The sequence below is a fragment of the Mesorhizobium sp. WSM4898 genome (assembly GCF_029625845.1).
GTDB lineage: Bacteria > Pseudomonadota > Alphaproteobacteria > Rhizobiales > Rhizobiaceae > Mesorhizobium.
On sequence record NZ_JARTVQ010000001.1, the window covers coordinates 1,463,131 to 1,480,285 of the forward strand.

Annotated in this window: 15 protein-coding genes; 5 read left to right on the forward strand and 10 right to left on the reverse strand. The window is 64.8% G+C overall.

The features are described 5' to 3' along the window. From P9228_RS07210 to P9228_RS07230, 5 genes are read left to right on the forward strand one after another with little or no spacing between them, the layout of a single operon-like run. Entirely contained in the window at positions 1-600 is a 600-nt protein-coding gene (locus P9228_RS07210) for a hypothetical protein (protein ID WP_278052840.1), read from the forward strand. After that, a complete protein-coding gene (locus tag P9228_RS07215) occupies positions 597-1,514 on the forward strand; it encodes a dihydrodipicolinate synthase family protein (RefSeq protein ID WP_278052841.1) in 918 nt (305 codons plus the stop codon). Before P9228_RS07210 ends, P9228_RS07215 begins: the two co-directional genes overlap by 4 nt. Before the next feature lies 1 nt (position 1,515). Beyond that, a complete protein-coding gene (locus P9228_RS07220; RefSeq protein WP_095826972.1) occupies positions 1,516-2,484 on the forward strand; it encodes a D-2-hydroxyacid dehydrogenase in 969 nt (322 codons plus the stop codon). A 13-nt stretch (positions 2,485-2,497) separates the two neighbouring features. Next, positions 2,498-4,042, forward strand: a complete 1,545-nt coding sequence (locus tag P9228_RS07225) for a trimethylamine methyltransferase family protein (protein WP_095825743.1) — start codon at positions 2,498-2,500, stop codon at positions 4,040-4,042. Between the two features lie 34 nt (positions 4,043-4,076). Beyond that, complete coding sequence (locus tag P9228_RS07230) at positions 4,077-4,979, forward strand: SMP-30/gluconolactonase/LRE family protein (protein ID WP_278052842.1); 903 nt, start codon at positions 4,077-4,079, stop codon at positions 4,977-4,979. A 77-nt stretch (positions 4,980-5,056) separates the two neighbouring features. Here P9228_RS07230 and P9228_RS07235 read toward each other — a convergent pair whose 3' ends face one another. From P9228_RS07235 to P9228_RS07280, 10 genes are all read right to left on the reverse strand, one after another. Beyond that, a complete protein-coding gene (locus P9228_RS07235; protein WP_278052843.1) occupies positions 5,057-5,830 on the reverse strand; it encodes a glucose 1-dehydrogenase in 774 nt (257 codons plus the stop codon). A 10-nt stretch (positions 5,831-5,840) separates the two neighbouring features. Continuing rightward, the gene (locus tag P9228_RS07240; RefSeq protein ID WP_278052844.1) at positions 5,841-7,175 is read right to left on the reverse strand and encodes a dihydroorotase family protein; all 1,335 of its coding nucleotides are present in this window, start codon (positions 7,173-7,175) and stop codon (positions 5,841-5,843) included. 8 nt (positions 7,176-7,183) lie between these two features. Then, a complete protein-coding gene (locus tag P9228_RS07245; protein WP_278052845.1) occupies positions 7,184-8,122 on the reverse strand; it encodes a polysaccharide deacetylase family protein in 939 nt (312 codons plus the stop codon). Positions 8,123-8,133: 11 nt separating this feature from the next. Continuing rightward, a complete protein-coding gene (locus P9228_RS07250) occupies positions 8,134-9,159 on the reverse strand; it encodes an NAD(P)-dependent oxidoreductase (RefSeq protein WP_278052846.1) in 1,026 nt (341 codons plus the stop codon). Between the two features lie 30 nt (positions 9,160-9,189). Continuing rightward, positions 9,190-9,954, reverse strand: a complete 765-nt coding sequence (locus tag P9228_RS07255) for an SDR family oxidoreductase (RefSeq protein ID WP_278052847.1) — start codon at positions 9,952-9,954, stop codon at positions 9,190-9,192. Further along, the gene (locus P9228_RS07260; RefSeq protein WP_095801029.1) at positions 9,951-11,201 is read right to left on the reverse strand and encodes an MFS transporter; all 1,251 of its coding nucleotides are present in this window, start codon (positions 11,199-11,201) and stop codon (positions 9,951-9,953) included. Before P9228_RS07260 ends, P9228_RS07255 begins: the two co-directional genes overlap by 4 nt. Next, positions 11,198-13,276, reverse strand: a complete 2,079-nt coding sequence (locus P9228_RS07265; protein ID WP_095801028.1) for an ABC transporter ATP-binding protein — start codon at positions 13,274-13,276, stop codon at positions 11,198-11,200. The genes P9228_RS07260 and P9228_RS07265 overlap by 4 nt, the downstream gene beginning before the upstream one ends. Continuing rightward, positions 13,273-14,154, reverse strand: a complete 882-nt coding sequence (locus tag P9228_RS07270; protein ID WP_245299494.1) for an ABC transporter permease — start codon at positions 14,152-14,154, stop codon at positions 13,273-13,275. The genes P9228_RS07265 and P9228_RS07270 overlap by 4 nt, the downstream gene beginning before the upstream one ends. After that, positions 14,151-15,164: an ABC transporter permease gene (locus tag P9228_RS07275; RefSeq protein WP_066989127.1), complete on the reverse strand. Its 1,014-nt coding sequence runs from the start codon at positions 15,162-15,164 to the stop codon at positions 14,151-14,153. The genes P9228_RS07270 and P9228_RS07275 overlap by 4 nt, the downstream gene beginning before the upstream one ends. A 77-nt stretch (positions 15,165-15,241) precedes the next feature. Further along, positions 15,242-16,915, reverse strand: a complete 1,674-nt coding sequence (locus P9228_RS07280) for an ABC transporter substrate-binding protein (RefSeq protein ID WP_278052848.1) — start codon at positions 16,913-16,915, stop codon at positions 15,242-15,244. Between the last annotated feature and the right edge of the window lie 240 nt (positions 16,916-17,155).

The following is a 17,155-nucleotide window of genomic DNA, read 5'->3' on the forward strand; positions in this document are numbered from 1 at the left end:
ATGGCCGGTCTTGCCATGCGAACATTTCCCCTGTCGCCGGACGGCTCGGCCGCCGAAGCAGTTCTGCCAAATGCGCAGCTGATAGTGACCGATCTGACGGCCCGATCGCGCTTCGGCATCAAGGGCCCCGGCAGTTCAGCCTGGCTCGAAGCGCAGGGTCTCTCCTTACCGCCCGTCAATCGCATCGCCATACAGGGCGGCGTCAGGCTGCTAAGACTTGGCAGCGAAGATTTCCTGGCGATTGACGATATAGGGGCCGGTGGCGCCGCCGCAAAGCTTATTGCCGACTGGCAGGCCGAGAAGGACCCGCGCGGCTATTGGTCCTGGCGCGAGGAGGGCTGGAGCTGGATGCGACTTTCCGGCCAGTCGGCAGAAGCGGTGATGGCGAGGCTTTGCGCACTGGACCTCAGGCCTGCCCGTTTTGCCGATGACGCGGTCGCGCAGACGCGCGTCGCCCATCTCGAAGCCGTGCTTGTGCGCAGCGTGGGGGGCTTCGACATCTTCTTCGACATCGCCTCGACAGCATTCTTTATCAGAACAGTCGACGCGGCGGCGCAGCTCGCCGACGGCGACACGACGACCCGGGAGAACCATCGATGAACAGCGTACAAGGCGTCATTGCGCCCATCCTGACGCCCTTCGACAAAGACGGCAGCGTCGCCCGCGATCTGTGGGTCAACCATGCGAAATGGGTGCTTGCTCAGGGCGCGCATTACCTTTCGCCGTTTGGGACGACCGGCGAGGCGCTGTCGCTGTCGCCGCGCGAACGCATGCAAGCCCTGGAGTGGCTGGCCGAGGCCGGCATCCCGGCGGATAAGATGATGCCCGGCACAGGCGTGACCGCGCTGCCCGAGACGCTCGAACTCAGCCGGCATGCCCTGGAACTCGGCTGCGCCGGCGTCATGGTGCTGCCCTCGTTCTTCTACACCGCGGCGGGCGATGACGGGCAGGCGCGCTACTATTCGGAACTGGTCGAGAAAGTCGCCAGCCCGAAGCTCAAGCTGATCCTCTATCACATCCCGCAGAATTCCGGGGTGCCGGTATCGCCGGCGCTGACGGCGCGGCTCAACGCGGCATTTCCCGAAACCGTTGTCGCCTACAAGGACAGTGCCGGGAACTGGGACAACACCGCGGCCGTGATCGCCGCGGCGCCCAACGTCTCCGTCTTCCCGAGTTCCGAAGGCCAGCTCACCCAAGGCCTGGCCGCCGGCGCGGCGGGTTGCATTTCCGCTTCCGTCAACCTCAACGCCAAGGCTATCCGCGCCGTCTATGACGGCGCCCGCGCCGGCCGCGACGTCTCGGCCGCCGATGCCGCCATAAAGGAATTTCGAAAGGCGGTTCAGACCGCGGGGCTGATCGGCGGCATGAAAGCGGCACTTGCCGTGCGCTCCGGCGACCAGCGCTGGCTCAACCTGCGCGCGCCGCATGAGAACACCAGCCCGCAGGCAGGCAAGGCTTTGCTCGAGGCGCTGGGTCCTCTTGCCGATCACATTCCTGGTCCGAGGCGGGGCTGAAATGTCCGCGCGGCCAACAATCATCGTCAGCAGCGACGCGCCGGACGGGCCGATTGCGGCGCTGGCGGAAACCCATCCCGATCTCAGGGTGCTCGGCTGCGACAGCTACGAGGCGCTTCCCGACCTGATTGCGGACACCGGCGCCGAGGTGGTGTTCACCATCAAATTCGACCGGGGATCGCGCTATCCGCGCGCGGCGCTGGTCGAGAGCCCGACCGTGCGCTGGGTTTCGGTCGGCGGCTCCGGCACGGATCACCTGCGCCCCTGGGATCCGACAAGGGTGACGATAACCAATTCGGCCGGCGTCGCTGCCGACATGATGGCCGAATATGTCTTCGGCGCGATGCTTTCCTTCTCGCTCGGCCTGCGCGGCTTCGCACGCGAGCAGGCTGCCAGGAGGTGGACGGCCGGCAAGGTCGAGCCGATCCAGGGCAAGACGCTTCTGATCCTTGGGCTCGGCAAGACGGGGCAGGCGGTCGCCGTCCGGGCCAGGGCCTTCGGCATGACGACCCTGGGCGTGCGCGCCAGCCCGAAACCGACCTACCACATCGATGAGGTGCACGGCATGGCCGACCTGCCCAGCCTGTGGGGCCGTGCCGATTTCATCTTGTGCGCGGTGCCGCTGCTCGAAAGCACACGTGGCATGGTGGGCAGCGAAGCCTTCTCGGCGATGAAGCCTTCGGCGGTGCTGATCGACGTTTCCCGCGGCGGCGTCGTTGACGAGGCGGCGCTCCTTGCGGCGCTCGACGGTGGCCGGATCAAGGGCGCGGCGCTCGACGTCTTCGCCCTCGAGCCGCTGCCGCCGGCGCATCCGCTGTGGGGCTACGAGAACGTGATCGTCACGCCGCATTGCTCGTCCGTCTACGACGGCTGGGACGTGAAGTCGGCACGCATGTTTGCCGAGAATCTCGCCCGCTACCGGCGCGGCGAGCCTTTGGCGAATGTGGTGGATCCGGGACGCGGCTATTAAGGAGGACAGGCCGATGACAGCGCATGACAGGCGAAGCGGCGGACGGCGCACCAGAGCGGCCGGGCGCAGTGGCGGCGGCATTGCGCAACTGCCCTGGCAGCGCGTCACAAACCCCTACGCGCCGATGCAGATCCTCGACGAGGAGCAGATGGACAAGCTCCACCGGACCTCGATGCGTATTATGTCCGAACTCGGCATCCGCGTCATGGGCGAGAAGGTGCTGGGTATCTTCGAGGCCGCGGGCGCCATCGTTGATCGGGCCGAGAACACGGTGCGGATCGACGAGAGTATCGTCAGAGAAGCGCTTAGGAACGCGCCATCGTCCTTCTCGCTAAGCTCGCGCAATCCGGACAAGCAGATCCGCATCGGCGGCAATTCGCTGGTGTTCGGGCTGGTCGCCGGGCCGCCCAATGTGCATGACCGCATCAACGGCCGCCGGCAGGGCAATCTGGCTGACTATGAGAACTTCATCCGCCTCGCGCACCATTTCAACGCCATCCATATCATCGGCAACCAGGTGGTGGCGCCTATGGAGCTGCCGGCGAATTCGCGCCATCTCGACACCTATCGCGCCAATCTCACGCTGTCGGATCTGAGCTTCCATTGCTCGGCGATCGGCCGCGGCCGCGCCATGGATAGCATCGCCATGACGGCGATCGCACGCGGCACGACCATCGAGGCACTGCGCAATTCGCCGGGGGTCACGACGATTATTTCCGTCAACTCGCCGCGCCTGTTCGACGAGGCGATGGCCGAAGGCCTGATCGCCATGGCCGAGCACGGCCAGCCGGTGACGATCACGCCCTTCACCCTGATGGGCGCCATGACCCCGGTGACGCTGGCCGCGGCTCTTGCGCAGCAGAATGCCGAGGCCCTGTTCGGCGTGACGCTGACGCAGCTGGTCAATCCCGGCACGCCGGTGATGTATGGCGCCTTCACGTCCAATGTCGACATGCGTTCCGGCGCGCCTGCCTTCGGCACGCCGGAGAACGCCAAGGCCAACATCGTCGCCGGACAGCTGGCGCGGCGCTATAACCTTCCCTACCGCACCTCCAATGCCAATGCCTCCAATGTCGTCGACCTGCAGGCGGCCTATGAGACCGAGATGGCGACCTGGGGCGCGGTGCTCGGCGGCGCGAACCTGATCTATCACGCCGCCGGATGGCTGGAGGGCGGGCTGACAGCCTCCTACGAGAAGCTCGTCCTCGACGTCGAGATCCTGCAGAACATGATGGAGTTCCTGCGGCCGATGCCGTTCGAGGAGGACGACCTCGGCTTCGAGGCGATCAAGGCCGTGCCGACCGGCGGACATTTCTTCGGGTCGGAGCACACCATGGCGCGCTACGAGACCGCCTTCTACCGGCCGATGCTGTCCAATTGGCAAAATTACGGCAGCTGGCAGGAAGCGGGCGGCCACGATGCGCTGGAGCGGGCGACGCAGCTCTGGCAGCAGGCACTCAGCGACTACGAGGAACCGGTTATGGATCCAGCCATCCGCGAGGAGCTGGACGCCTATGTGGCGCGCCGCAAGGAGGAGATCGGCGCCGGCGAGCCCTAAGCGCCTGGAGTTCAACGAAAGAAAGGGGAAGCGCATGACAAGACAGCATTTGCTGGGCACAGTGTTAGCCCTCGCTCTTACCGCATCGGCATACGCCGCGAATGTCAAGGTGATCAATGACGACGCTTGGTTCGCCGAGGGCCCGATCTGGTACCAGGACAAGCTCTTCTACGTCGAATACGGCCGCGGCACTGTGGACGTTTGGGACGGCAAGAAGAACGCGATTTTCTGGAAGATGGATGGCTGCGGCCCTTCGGCCGTGCTGCCGACCGCGACGGGCGAATTCGTCGTCACCTGCTACGACAACAACACGATCGGCCGCATCTCGGCCGACGGCAAGACGCTGCCGGCCTACGACAAGGACACCGACGGCAAGCCGTTCAGCGGCCCCAATGATTTCGCGCCGGACAAGGAGGGCGGCATCTACTTCACCGGCTCCGGCAAGGGCGGTCCGCTGATCGACGCGTCGGCCTACTACATCGGCAAGGACGGCAGCGTGAAGAAGGTGGCTGGCGACCTGCACAATGCCAATGGGCTGGTCATGTCGAACGACGGCAAGATGCTCTACCTGGTCGAAACCGAGGACAACCGCATCATCGAGTTCGATGTCGGGGCCGATCACAGCTTGAGCAACCGTCGCGTCTTCCTTCGGCTCGACGATCTGTTCCCGAACCAGCCGCATATCTGGCCGGACGGCATCAAGATGGACGAGGCTGGCGAGATGTATATCGGCCAGAGCCCGCGCTCGCTCGACGCGCCGGGCAAGATCATAGTGGTGGACAAGGACGCCAAGCTCTTGCGCACGCTTTCGGTGCCGTCGCCGTCCATGCCGAACTTCGCCTTCGGGCCCGATGAAAAGGAGCTTTACGTGATGGCCCTCGACCAGATCGATGCAGCACCTTGGCACGGCAAGGTCTACGAAGTGCCGAATAAGTAGCTGCGATCGTCGTGATCGTCGGATAGGAAGGAGGCCGGCCGCTTTGCAGCCGGCCTTTGCTTTCGCGCGATGACCGGTCAGCCGGCCATCCAGCCGCCGTCCACCATCAGGTTGATCCCGGTGACGTATGTCGCAAGGTCGCTGGCCAGGAAAAGCGCCGCGCCGGCGACATCGTTCGGCTCGCCAAGCCGCGGCCATGGCGTGCGGCGGCGCGAATAGTCGAGCGCACCAGGGTCGTTGGCGATGCCCGGCTTGCCGGTGATGATCTTGCCCGGCGCTATCGCATTGCAGACGATCAGGTCCTCGGCGTGATCGACCGCAATCTGGCGCGTCATCTGCACGATCGCGCCCTTGCTGACCGAATAGGGGAAATCGCCCGGGCAGGCGACCATACCGTGCTGCGAGGCGATATTGATGATGCGCCCGCGTACGCCGTTGACCGGCTCCTGCTTGAGCATTTGCAGAACCGCCTGTTGCGAGCAGTAGAAGAAGCCGGTGACGTTGACGTCGATCACCTTCGCCCATTGCTCCGGCGTGGTCTCGAGCAGATTGGTCGAGGTGTAGATCGCGGCGTTGTTGACCAGGATATCCAGCCGCCCGAACCGGTCCACCGCCTGCCGCATCATGGTTATGACGGCCTCCTGATCGGCAATGTCCGTGGTGATGAAGATCGCCTCACCGCCAGCCGCTTCGATCAGCCGGACCGTTGTTTCGCCGCCTTCGATAGGCTCCTCGCGCGTATCGGCGACCACCACCTTCGCGCCGTCTTGTGCGTAGCGTTGCGCGATGGCGCGGCCGATGCCGGAGCTCGCGCCGGTGACAATGGCAACCTTGCCGTCCAGAAGACCCATCTTGCCTGCCTCAGCTTTCCCACCGCACCACTTGGCCTTGTCCCGACTTGACCAGCGCGCCGTCACACATGATTTCCTCGCCGCGCAGGAACACCTGCCGCAAGCTTGCTGAAATGCTCCAACCGTCAAACGGCGTGTAGCCGGCCTTTGATTTCTGGTCGGCATCGCGGATGGCAAAGGTTCGCGTCGGGTCGATGAGGAGGATGTCGGCATCGTGGCCGACGGCCAGCCTGCCCTTGCGCCGGCCAAGCCCAAACCGGTTGGCCGGATTGGCCGCGCACAGGCGCGCGATGTCGCGCAGTCCGATCAGGTCTTCGTCGACGAGCTTGAGCATGACGGACAGCAGCGTCTGCAGTCCGGGCATGCCGCCCGGGATGTCCGCGAAAGCCGGATAGTCGGCGGCCTTCTCAGCAGGGCTGTGTGGCGCGTGATCGGTGGCGATGATGTCGATCAGCCCGGCCGCTACAGCCTCGCGGAGGCGCTGCACATCTTGCCTCGGCCGGAACGGCGGTGATCCCTTCAGTCGCGCGCCTTGCTTTTCGTAGTCGTCCGCGCAGAAGAACAGGTTCTGGGGTGTCGTCTCGACGCTGGCATCGGCAAGATCGCGCAGGCGCCGCCAGGTCTCGACGCCGAGCGCCGAGTTGATCTGGCGGACATGAACGCGCGCGCCGGTCTCGGCCGCCGCCAGCAGCGCCCGCGCGATGCCATTGGCCTCGGCCAGTGGTGGCCGGCTTTCGCGGAACGCTGCGATGTCGCAAGAATGAACGCGCCCGGCGCTGCCCACCAGCAGCGATTGATCGCCGGGCGAGATGCCGACGATCGTCTTGATCGAGCTCATCCGCTTGAGCGCGTGAAGAACGGTGTCCACCGTCGGAAAAAGAAACGGCTCTGGGACATCCGCCGTGAAAAGCTCGAACGACACCGGGGCAAGCGCCGCGAGCCTTTCGAGACTGTCCAGCCTCTCGCTGACAACAGCCTGGAAGCCGACATCGACGTTGAGCTTGCCTTCGGCCATCGACATCTTCTCGGCAAGCTGGTCTGCCGTCGCCGTCCAGGGCTCGTCGGTCGGCATGTCGAGCACCGTCGTCACGCCGCCGAGCGCGGCCGCATGCGTGCCCGACAAGAAGTCTTCCTTGTGGGTCAGTCCCGGTTCGCGCAGATGCGCGTGCGCATCGACGAGACCGGGCAGCAGCATACAGCCGCTGGCGTCGATCACCTTCCGCGCTTCGGCCGCGTCTCCTGGCTGGATCAGGGCCGCGATCCTGCCGGCGTTGATGGCAATGTCGCGGCGGGATTCGCCCTCCGCGTTGACGATTGTCGCGCCGGTGATGAGGGTTTCGAACATTCCGCTGTTCAGCCGGCACGCTTGCCGGCAAACGTCCGGTGATTGTCGAGCCAGTACCGCGCGATGTCGGCGCGCCGCATGAAGATCGCCCCCGGCGTCTTTTGCACGTGCTCGATCACCTCGCGCAGGCCGGACGCCCGGTTCGGCTGACCCATCCAGCGCGCGTGCACGCAGATGTTGAGCATCCGTCCGCCCGTCTCTTCCGCCTCCCACAGCATGTAATCGATGGCCGAGCGGCAATCCTCGGCAAAGTCGCGTGGATTGCTGTAACCCGGCGCGATGAGGAAGCGGCTGTCGTTGAGCGTCTTGGAATAGGGCACGACCAGGATTTTCTCCTCGCCATGGTCGACGAAATAGGGCAGCTCGTCGTTGCAGGGATCGGAGTGGTAGAGAAAGCCGCCCTCGCGCACCAGCAGATCGCGGGTGTTGACGCTTGGAAACGAGCGGCAGTTCCAGCCGAGCGGCCGCCGGCCAAGCACCCTCTCATAAAGTGCGATCGCTTCGTGCAACTGCCGCTCCTCTTCCTCGCGCGGCATGCCGGGATAATCGGTCCAGCGCAGCCCGTGACCGAGCAGGTCGTGACCGCGCGCATTCATCCACTCGGCGACGGCGGGATTCTTCTCCAGCGCCACTGCGCAAGCCGACACCGTGATCGGCACATCGTAGCGGTCGAACAGCCGAGCCAACCGCCAGACGCCGGCCCGGCTGCCATATTCGAAATGCGTTTCGGTGCCGAGGTCGCGATGCGGTGAAAGGCCGGGGTTGTTGTACTCGCCCCAATTGTCGTTGCGGCCGTCATCCAGCCAGTTGTACTCCGACCCTTCCTCGTAGTTCAGCACGAGATTGATCGCGACTTTCGCGCCGTCCGGCCAGGTGACATAGGGCGGGTTCGGTCCATAGCCGACGAAGTCGCGCGGCTGGACCGGTTGTGAGGCAGCGCTTGTCATGGCAATCCCTCTCACTTCATCTCGTTGGCCGAAATCCAGTCCATATAGGCGTGGAACGCCTCCTTGCCCGGGCGCGGCCGCCATGCCGTATCACGCATGATCCGCGCGATGTCGTAGGCGCCCCACATGCCGCCTTTCAGCGACACGTCCTGTACGATATTGGCGTCTTCTCCAGGCGTCACCTCAACCTTCAGCGCCGGAACACGCTCCTTTGCCCAGGCGATGATCTCGCCGATGGTCTGGCTGGAGCCGGAGCCGAGATTGTAATGGCGGTAATTGAGGCGCGGCGCATCGAGCAGCGCGAGGATCGCGGCAGCGACATCGGTCGAGGAAAGATAGTCGCCCACCGGCTCCAGACTGTTCGGCCGGATCGTTTCGCCGGCCAGGGCCATGTGCGCAACACGGTTGGGGACATGGCGAAAGTTGCGGCTCTCGGTCGCGCGATCCATCGGGCCGTAGACGGAAGCAAGCCGGACCGAAACCGCCGACAGGCCGAACAGGTCGGCATAGCGGTTGGTCACCATCTCGGAGGCGAATTTGGAGATGCCGTAAAGCGTCAAGGGCGCGACGTAGCCGTCCTCCGGCAGCGGCTCGCCGCTCCAGTCTGGGCCATTGTGCCGATAGATGGCTCCCGAACTGACATAGACGAAGCGCTTCACGCTGGCTCGCGCGCGTGCCCATTCAAGCATGCGCACTGTTCCCATGAGATTGACATCGACGATGCGGGCCGGGTCCTCGGCCTCCGGCTGGCGCTTGGCCTCCGTGGCGCTGCCGCGCGAAATCGGTGTGATCGTCGCGCCATGTACGATCGCGGTGATGTGCTCTTTGTCGAGTGCGGCGGACCACGCCGTCGGGTCGAGGATATCCGCGCTGATCACCGTAAGCCGATCGCGCACCGGAGCGAAATGCCTTTCTGCCGCGGCGTCGAGGACGGCGCGATCCAGGATGACAGCGCGCGCGCCAGGGTCGCGGTCCAGCCAGGCACGCGCCACCACGCTCATGACGAAGCCGGTGCCACCTGTGACGAGAAGGGTCATGTCTTGGAGCCTCCTATGCTGGAAATTGGTTCAACGCACCGCATAGCCGCCATCCACCAGGAGGTCCGTGCCGGTGACGAAGGAAGCGTCGGACGAAAGCAGAAAGGCGCAGGCGGCCGCGATCTCTTCGGGCTCGGCAATTCGTCCGAGCAGATGCGCAGGCCCTAGACCCTTGTCGGCCGCCTCCAGACTGGGCCAGCGCTGCAGCAGGCGCGCGGTCGCGACCGCTCCCGGCGACAGGCTGTTCACCCGGATGTTCTGATCCGCATGGTCGACAGCCATGGCCTTCGCCAGATGCACAAGCCCCGCCTTCGCCGCGCAATAGGCCACCGCCTTGCCGACAGCGACGCGCGCGAATTGCGAGCCGATGAAGACGATCGACCCGCCGCCGCTCGATGCCATCAGCGGCACGGCGAATTTGGAGATCAGGAACGCGCCGGTCAGGCTGACGTCGAGTTCCAGCCGCCACTTGCCGACGGCAAGGTCGGCGACGGTGCCGTCGGTCGAGGGAGCCGCGGCGTTGTGGACCAGACCGTCCAGCCGGCCGAATGCTTGAGCTGTCGCGTCGACAGCATCTTGGACCGAGTCCTGATCGGTGACATCACAGTCGACAGCCAGAGCATTGGGCCCAAGGCTGGCGGCAAGTGCCTTCGTCGATGCTGTGTCCCGATCCGAGCAGGCGACACGGGCTCCCTCGTCGGCGCAGCGGCGCGCGATCGCCGCGCCGATGCCGCTCGCGGCGCCCGTGATCAGAACGAACTTGCCATCCAGACGGTGGGGAAGGGCGCTGTTCACGGCTCGCCTCCGCACGGCTGCGCAACCGCTACACTGACCGGGCGCCGCCGCAGATTGATGCAAGCCGCAACCGCCACCAGAATGCCGCCGGTGCCGAGCACAAACAGCATGGCCTGCGGCGCGGTACGCTCCATCAGTCCCGCGGCGAGACCCGGCGTCAGGATGTTGCCGATCGAATAGAGCAGAAGCAGCGTCCCCGAAGCCGCCACCATGTGCCGGCTGTGCATGCGCGAATTGGCGAAGGCGATGGCCACAGGATAGACCGTGAGCGCGGTTGCTCCATAGAGGAAGAACAGCAGGAAGAGCAGCGGTAGCGGTCCGCTGCCCAGCCAGGCGATAGAGGCGCATAGCGACACGGAAAGCAGTCCCTGGACAAGCAGCATGATGCGCCTGTCGAACCGGTCGGACAGCCATCCGATAGGCGTCTGCGCCAGCATGCCGGCAATGCTGACGGTCGTCACCAGGCCGACAGTGGCGGCGGCGGACAGTCCGATCTTGGCGCCGTAGATTGGCGTCAGCACGAAGATGTTCATGTTGGTGATGCCTGCCTGGAAGATGCTGACCACCGTTACCGGAGCGAGACGCAGCAACTGGATGACGCCGTAGCGTTCGTCATGCGCCGGGATATCGGCCAGGGACGGCTCGGTTTGCTCGGCGGGCAGGGCAGGCCAAGGCCTGGAGACAAACCGTGCAAGCGCCGACAAGAGCACCGTCGCCGCGCTGACGGCGAACAAATGCGGCGAATGCGCGCCGACGATCTCCAGCAGCAGCTGTCCGAACAGCACCGCGACCGCCGTCGTCAGCATGTAGATGGAAAACAGCCTGCCGCGATTGTGCTGGTCGGCATAGAGGTTGATCCAGCTTTCGCAGACAACGAACATCGCCGCCATGGCAAGGCCGCCGAGCAGTCGGAAGCAGAGCCATGCCGGCATGGAATCGGTGAGCGCGAACCCCGCGGCGGCGAGGCTTGCAAGCACGGTTATGGCGAAGAAGGCGCGCTCATGGCCGACGCGCGACACCAGCGGACGCGCGACGAGGCAGCCGATGAGAAATCCGACCGGGTAAGCGGTCAGCACCAATTGCACTTCGGAGGGGTCGATTCCCGGCGCGCTCAATGCAAGCGAGACCGCGGTGGTCAGCATGGCGCTGCCGGTGCCGGCCAGGCAGATGCGCGCCATGATCGACAGGATGGCGCGCGACCGTTCGGCCTGACGCCAGAGGCGGCCCAGTGAAGCTGGCCTCGTCATGAACGGTCGCTCGCCTCGTCCGGATGCCTGGGACTCTCCAGCGCTTCCGCCGGAATGTGGCAGGCGATCTCGTGCGTGGCGGACATCCTGCGGATCGGTGGCGGTTCCCTGTCGCAGATCGAACCCAGCTTGCGATGGCAGCGACTGGCAAAGCGGCAGCCGCGCGGGACATCGACGGGGCTCGGCGTGTCGCCGGTCAGCGTGATGCGGTTGCGCTCTGCCCCTTCCGGTTTGGTGCTGCGGATCGCCGAGATCAGCGCCTCGGTGTACGGATGGGTCGCACCGCCGAAGATCTCCTCGACGGTGCCTTTTTCCATCACCTTGCCGAGATACATCACCACGACCTTGTCGGCGACGTGGCGCACCAGCGCCAGGTCATGGCTGATGAACAGCATCGTCGCATGCCGGGTCTTCTGGATGTCGAGCAGCAGCGTCACCACGGCCGCCTGCACGGAGACATCCAGCGCCGACACAGGCTCGTCGGCGACGATCAGCGACGGATCGGAGGCGAAGGCGCGGGCGATGGCGATGCGCTGCTTCTGCCCGCCGGACAACTGGCTCGGCCGGCGGGCGGCGAAGTCCGGCGAAAGCCGGACCATCTCCAGCAGCTCGCGCATGCGCTGGTCGATGGCCGCCTTGCCCTTGCGGATGCCGAACTTCTTCAGCGAGCGACGGATCGAGAAGCCGGCGCTGTGCGACGGATTGAGCGTCGAGTCCGGGTTCTGGAACACCATCTGGATCGATTGCAGCAGGGGCTTCGGCCGCGCGCTCGCTTCGATCGCGGCGATGTTTTCGCCAGCCATGCGGATTTCGCCCGAAGTGGCGCGGTCGAGGCCGGTGACGATACGCGCCAGGGTCGACTTGCCGCAGCCGGATTCGCCGACCAGCGCGACGATCTCGGCCTTGCCGGCCTCGAAGGATACGGCCTCATTGGCCTTCAGCGTCTTGTGGTAACCGAGGTGATAGAACTTGGTGATGTCGGAGAAAGTGATCTCGGCTGCCGGTGCCGCACTCTCGCCGGATAGCGGCGGAAGCTCGCGATGAGCCACCTCGAGTTCGGGCCAGCGCACGCAGCGCACAACATGCCGCTCGCCGACCGGTTCCAGCGTCATGCCGGGCCGGTCGCACAGGCCGGCGCGGAAACCGGCGCAGCGCGGACCAAACAGGCAGCCGCGCGGCCGCTCCGACGTCAGCGGGATATGGCCCGGAATGGCGGCAAGCGTGCGACTGTGCTTGCCGTGCCCGATATCGGGAATGCAGTCGATCAGCCCTTGCGTGTAGGGATGGCGTGGCCGGCCGAACAGCTCGCACGTCGGCGCCTCCTCGACCAGCTCGCCGGAATACATGATGCCGACCCGGTCGCAGCTTTCGGCGATCAGACCGAGATTGTGCGAGATGAACAGTAGGCTGGTTCCATAGCGACGGCGCAGCTCGCCGATCAGATCGATCACCGCCGACTCCACCGTCACGTCGAGACCGGTGGTCGGCTCGTCGAGCAGGAGCAGCGACGGCCGCCCGAGCAGCGCCATGGCGATGACGACGCGCTGCTGCTGGCCGCCCGAAAGCTGGTGCGGATAGCGCTTCAGCATGTCGCCGGCATCGGGCAGGCGCACGTCTTTCAGCATGGCGGCTGCCATGTCGAGCGCCTCGACGCGACTTGCGCCGAGATGAAGCATCGGCACCTCGGCAAGCTGCGCGCCGATCGTTTTGACCGGATTGAGCGCGCTCATCGGGTCCTGATAGACCATGGCGATGCGCCGCCCGCGTATGGCGCGAAGCTTATGCGCCGGTGCGTTGACCAGTTCCTCGCGTTCGAAGCGGATACTGCCGCTGGCGACGACGCCTGTCGCACCGAGATAGCCCATGATCGCCATCGCCGTGGTGCTCTTGCCGCAGCCGGATTCGCCGACCAGCCCGAAGCTTTCGCCGGGCTTCACCTCGAAAGACAGCTTCGGCACCGCAACGATCGTCTCGGCCTTCCCGCGAAACTCGATGCGCAGATCTCGGACAGCGAGGAGCGGCGTCTCGGACGCACGCTCGCCTTTCGTCGAAATTGGCTCGGCGACCATCGTCATGGCTTCCAGGCCTCCCGCAGGCCGTCGGCCAAAAGATTGAAACCCAGAACCAGGCTGACGATGGCGATTGAGGGCAGCACCGACATCAAAGGCCAGACGTTGAGCACCGTCGTGCTTTCCTTGACCATGCCGCCCCAGTCGGGATTGGGCGGCGGCAGGCCAAGGCCAAGGAAGCCGAGGATGCCGATGGTGATGATGGTGTAGCCGATGCGCAGACAGGCATCGACGATCAGCATGCCGCGGCAGTTGGGCAACAGCTCGACAAGCATGATGTATAAAGTACTTTCGGCGCGCAGCCTTGCGGCGGCGATGTATTCCTGCTCCTTCAGGCCGAGTACCAGCCCGCGCGTTATTCGCCCGATTCCTGGCGCCGAGGCAATCGTCGTGGCGATGACGATGTTGATTATCGATGGCCCGATATTGGCGATCAGGATGACGTAGAGGACCAGCACCGGGAAGGCGAGGATGATGTCGGAAAGGCGGCTGATCACGGCATCGATCCAGCCGCCGTAATAGCCGGCGATCATGCCGAGCGTGATGCCGACGATCATGGCGACCGCAACCGAAAGCGGCGCGACGACCAGCACGGTGCGGGCGCCGAAGATCAGGCGAGACAGCTCATCGCGGCCGAGAATGTCGACGCCGAGCCAATGCGCCGCCGATGGCGTCGGGTCGGCTAGCGCCATCACATCCTGCTCGGTCGGAGAATAGAGCGGCAGCACCGGTGCGAGGATCGCCGCAAGCACCCAGAAGCCGACCAGGAACAGCCCGACCAGTGCGGTAGGCGAGCGCAGGATGCGCGCCCATTTCAGGCGTGCCCTGCCCGTTGCCTTGACGGCTGTCGCCTCCATAGCTCTTTGCTCGACCAGTGCGCTCATCGCAATCTTATGCGTGGATCGAGCAGCATGTAACCGAGATCGCCGACGAATTGCGTCGTGACCGCGATGGCGACGGTGATCAGCGTGGCCGCCTCGATGGTCGCGATGTCGCCGAACAGGCTGGCATCGAGCAGCAGCCGACCGAAGCCGGGATAGGCGAAGACGAGTTCGGTCACCACCACGCCGCTGATCAGGAAGTTGATCTGCAGGAGCAGCACCGTGAACGGGGCGATCATCGCGTTTCGCAGGGCATGGCCGATGACGACCTGGCGCGTGCTCATTCCCTTCAGCACCGCGGTGCGGATAAAGGGCTTTTCCATCACCCCGATCATGGACACGCGGATCATGCGCGCGACATAGCCGAAATCATAGATGACGAGCACCGCCACCGGCAGCACGAGCTGCGAGGGAACGGACCAGCCGCCCTCTGTATCGAGCGGGCTGGTGCCCGGCAGCACGGGCCAGAGAATGACGAATAGGGTGACCAGAAACACGCCCGACGCGAATTCCGGGATCGAGGTGAAGGTTATGCAGATCACCGACAAGAGCCGGTCGAGCACGCCGCCTTCCTTCAGGCCGGACAGGATGCCGAAGACGATCGACAGCGGCACGATCAGCAGAAAGGCCAGCCCGGCCAGGATCGCCGTATTGCCGAGCCGGTTCCAGATGACGTCGTTGACGGGCAGCTTGTTCAGCGTCGAATAGCCGAAATTGCCGAAATACTGCGCGCCGCGCGGATCCTTGAAATTGAGCCCGGTGCTCGGGTCCTGGAGCGGATCCGGAATGATGCCGAGCAGCACGCCCGCCCAGCGCCCGTAGCGCACCAGCAGCGGATCGTCGGCCCTCAGCTTCTTGGTCAGGAAATCGACCTGCTCTTGCGTCGCGAACGGCCCGAGCGATTTGCGCGCGACGCTGCCCGGGGTGAACTCGCAGACGGCGAATACCAGAAACGACGCCGCGACCATGGTGAGCAGCATCATCGCCAGCCGTTTCGCCACGAATATTGCCATCAGCCGGACGTTTCCGTTCTGGGTGCGAGTGGAAAGGAACGCCCGGCCGTTCTGTCGCCGGCCGGGCGCAGCGTGGTCTAGGCGGAGGCGACCGCATAATCCTTGGCGAAGATGTACTGTGATGGATGCAGTTCGAAGCCCTGCACCTTCTTGTCCATGACGGTCGAGAAGATGCGCCAGAACGGCTGCACGATCGGGCCCTCGTCCTGCATGATCAGCTCGATCTTCTCCATCACCTTCCTGCGCTCCTTCGGGTCGAGAATGCCCTCGGCCTGGGTGAGCAGCTTGTCGAATTCGGCGTTCGAGAAATGCGATTCATTCCAGGCGGCATTGGAGCGGTAGGCGAGGCCGAGCGTCATGATGGCGAGCGGGCGGTGGCCCCAGGCGGTCAGGCTGAAGGGCGCGCTGGTCCACACTTCCCAGTACTGCGCGCTCGGCAGCGACTTGATGTTGGCCTTGATGCCGATGTCCTTCAGCTGTTCGGCCATCGCCTGTGTCGTGTTGAGCTCCCAGATCGGGTCGGGCCGCGTCACCAAATCCAATTCGAAACCGTCGGCATGGCCGGCGTCGGCCATCAGCTTCTTCGCCTTCTCGACGTCGCGCGGCCATTTGGGCAGCGCGGCATATTCGGGGTGCGACGGCGCCACATGGTGGTCCTCGGCCGGCGTGCCGGCGCCGAGCAGGACGGTCTGGATGATCTTGTCGCGGTCGAGCGCATGGCGCATGGCCTGGCGCACGCGCTTGTCCTTGAACTGCTCGACATCGGGATGCATGCGCATGACGATGGTCTGCGTCGTCTCGACCTTGTGGACCGAGACATGCGGGAAGGCCTTCATCGAATTGATCTGCACCGCGTCGGCTTCCGACAGGCCATCGACCTGCTTGGACGCCATCGCGGCGATGCCGGCGCCGGGATTGTCGCCGAGATCGACGAATTCGAACGTGTCGAGATGCGCGGCACCGCCCCAATAATCGGCCCGCGCCTTGTACTTCGCGCCCTTGCCGACCGTGTATTCGACCATCTCGAAGGGACCGGTGCCGTTGGCGCTCGGGCCGAAGGCGCCATTGTCCTTCGGATCGAGGATGAACATCGGATAATGGAAGAGATGTTCGGCGACCGCGATCTGCGGCGAGAACAGGTTCAGCCGCACCGTGCTGTCGTCGACCTTCTCAATCGCCTTGTCGGACCAGAGCCGGCTCGACTTCTTCGGATTGCCCTTGTCGTCCTTCTCGCCGGTATCGTACTCCTCGACGAGATAGCCGGTGAACAGGCCGAGCACCGAGGAGCCGACTTTGGGATCGCTGACACGCTTCAGGTTCCAGACCACGTCGTCGGCATTAAGCGCCCTGCCGTCACGCCATTTCACATCCTTGCGGATGTGCAGCGTCCAGGTCTTCAGGTCATCGCTGACGTCCCACTTCTCCAAGAGATAGGGGTGAGTGATGTTGTTGCGGTCGGTAAAGGTCAAATATTCGCAGACCTGGCGGATGACGTTGGATTTTTCGGCGAAGTCGGCCAGATGCGGATCCTTGATCTCCATGCAGCGCATGCCGATGCGCAAATTGCCGCCTTTCGGCAGGTCGCCGGCACGCGCTTGCGTCGCCGGGTCGATGATGCCGGCCATGGCATAGGCCGCGCCGGCCGAAAGCCCGAGCAGCGTCGACTTGCGCAAGAAGTCCCTGCGGCTGATCTCGCCCTCGTTAAGCTGATCGAGCAGTGTCGGAATATAGGGATGCGATGTCTTGTCCAAGGTCTTAACCTCCGAGTTGTCGCGATGCGCGTGCCGGACAGGGCGCTTCGGCGCTGTCTTTTCGACTGGTGCGGAACCGGTTTTGAAGGCCGCGGCGCGACCGCGCCGCCGGACCGTCAAGACGCATGGACGACGAGAGGCATGCCGGTCTGACCGGTCTGTATCCGCGCTCGGAATGCAGGTCCATGGCGGGTGGCTCCCATTGGTGGCGCCGCTGGTCGCGGCTGCTCAATTCCCCGC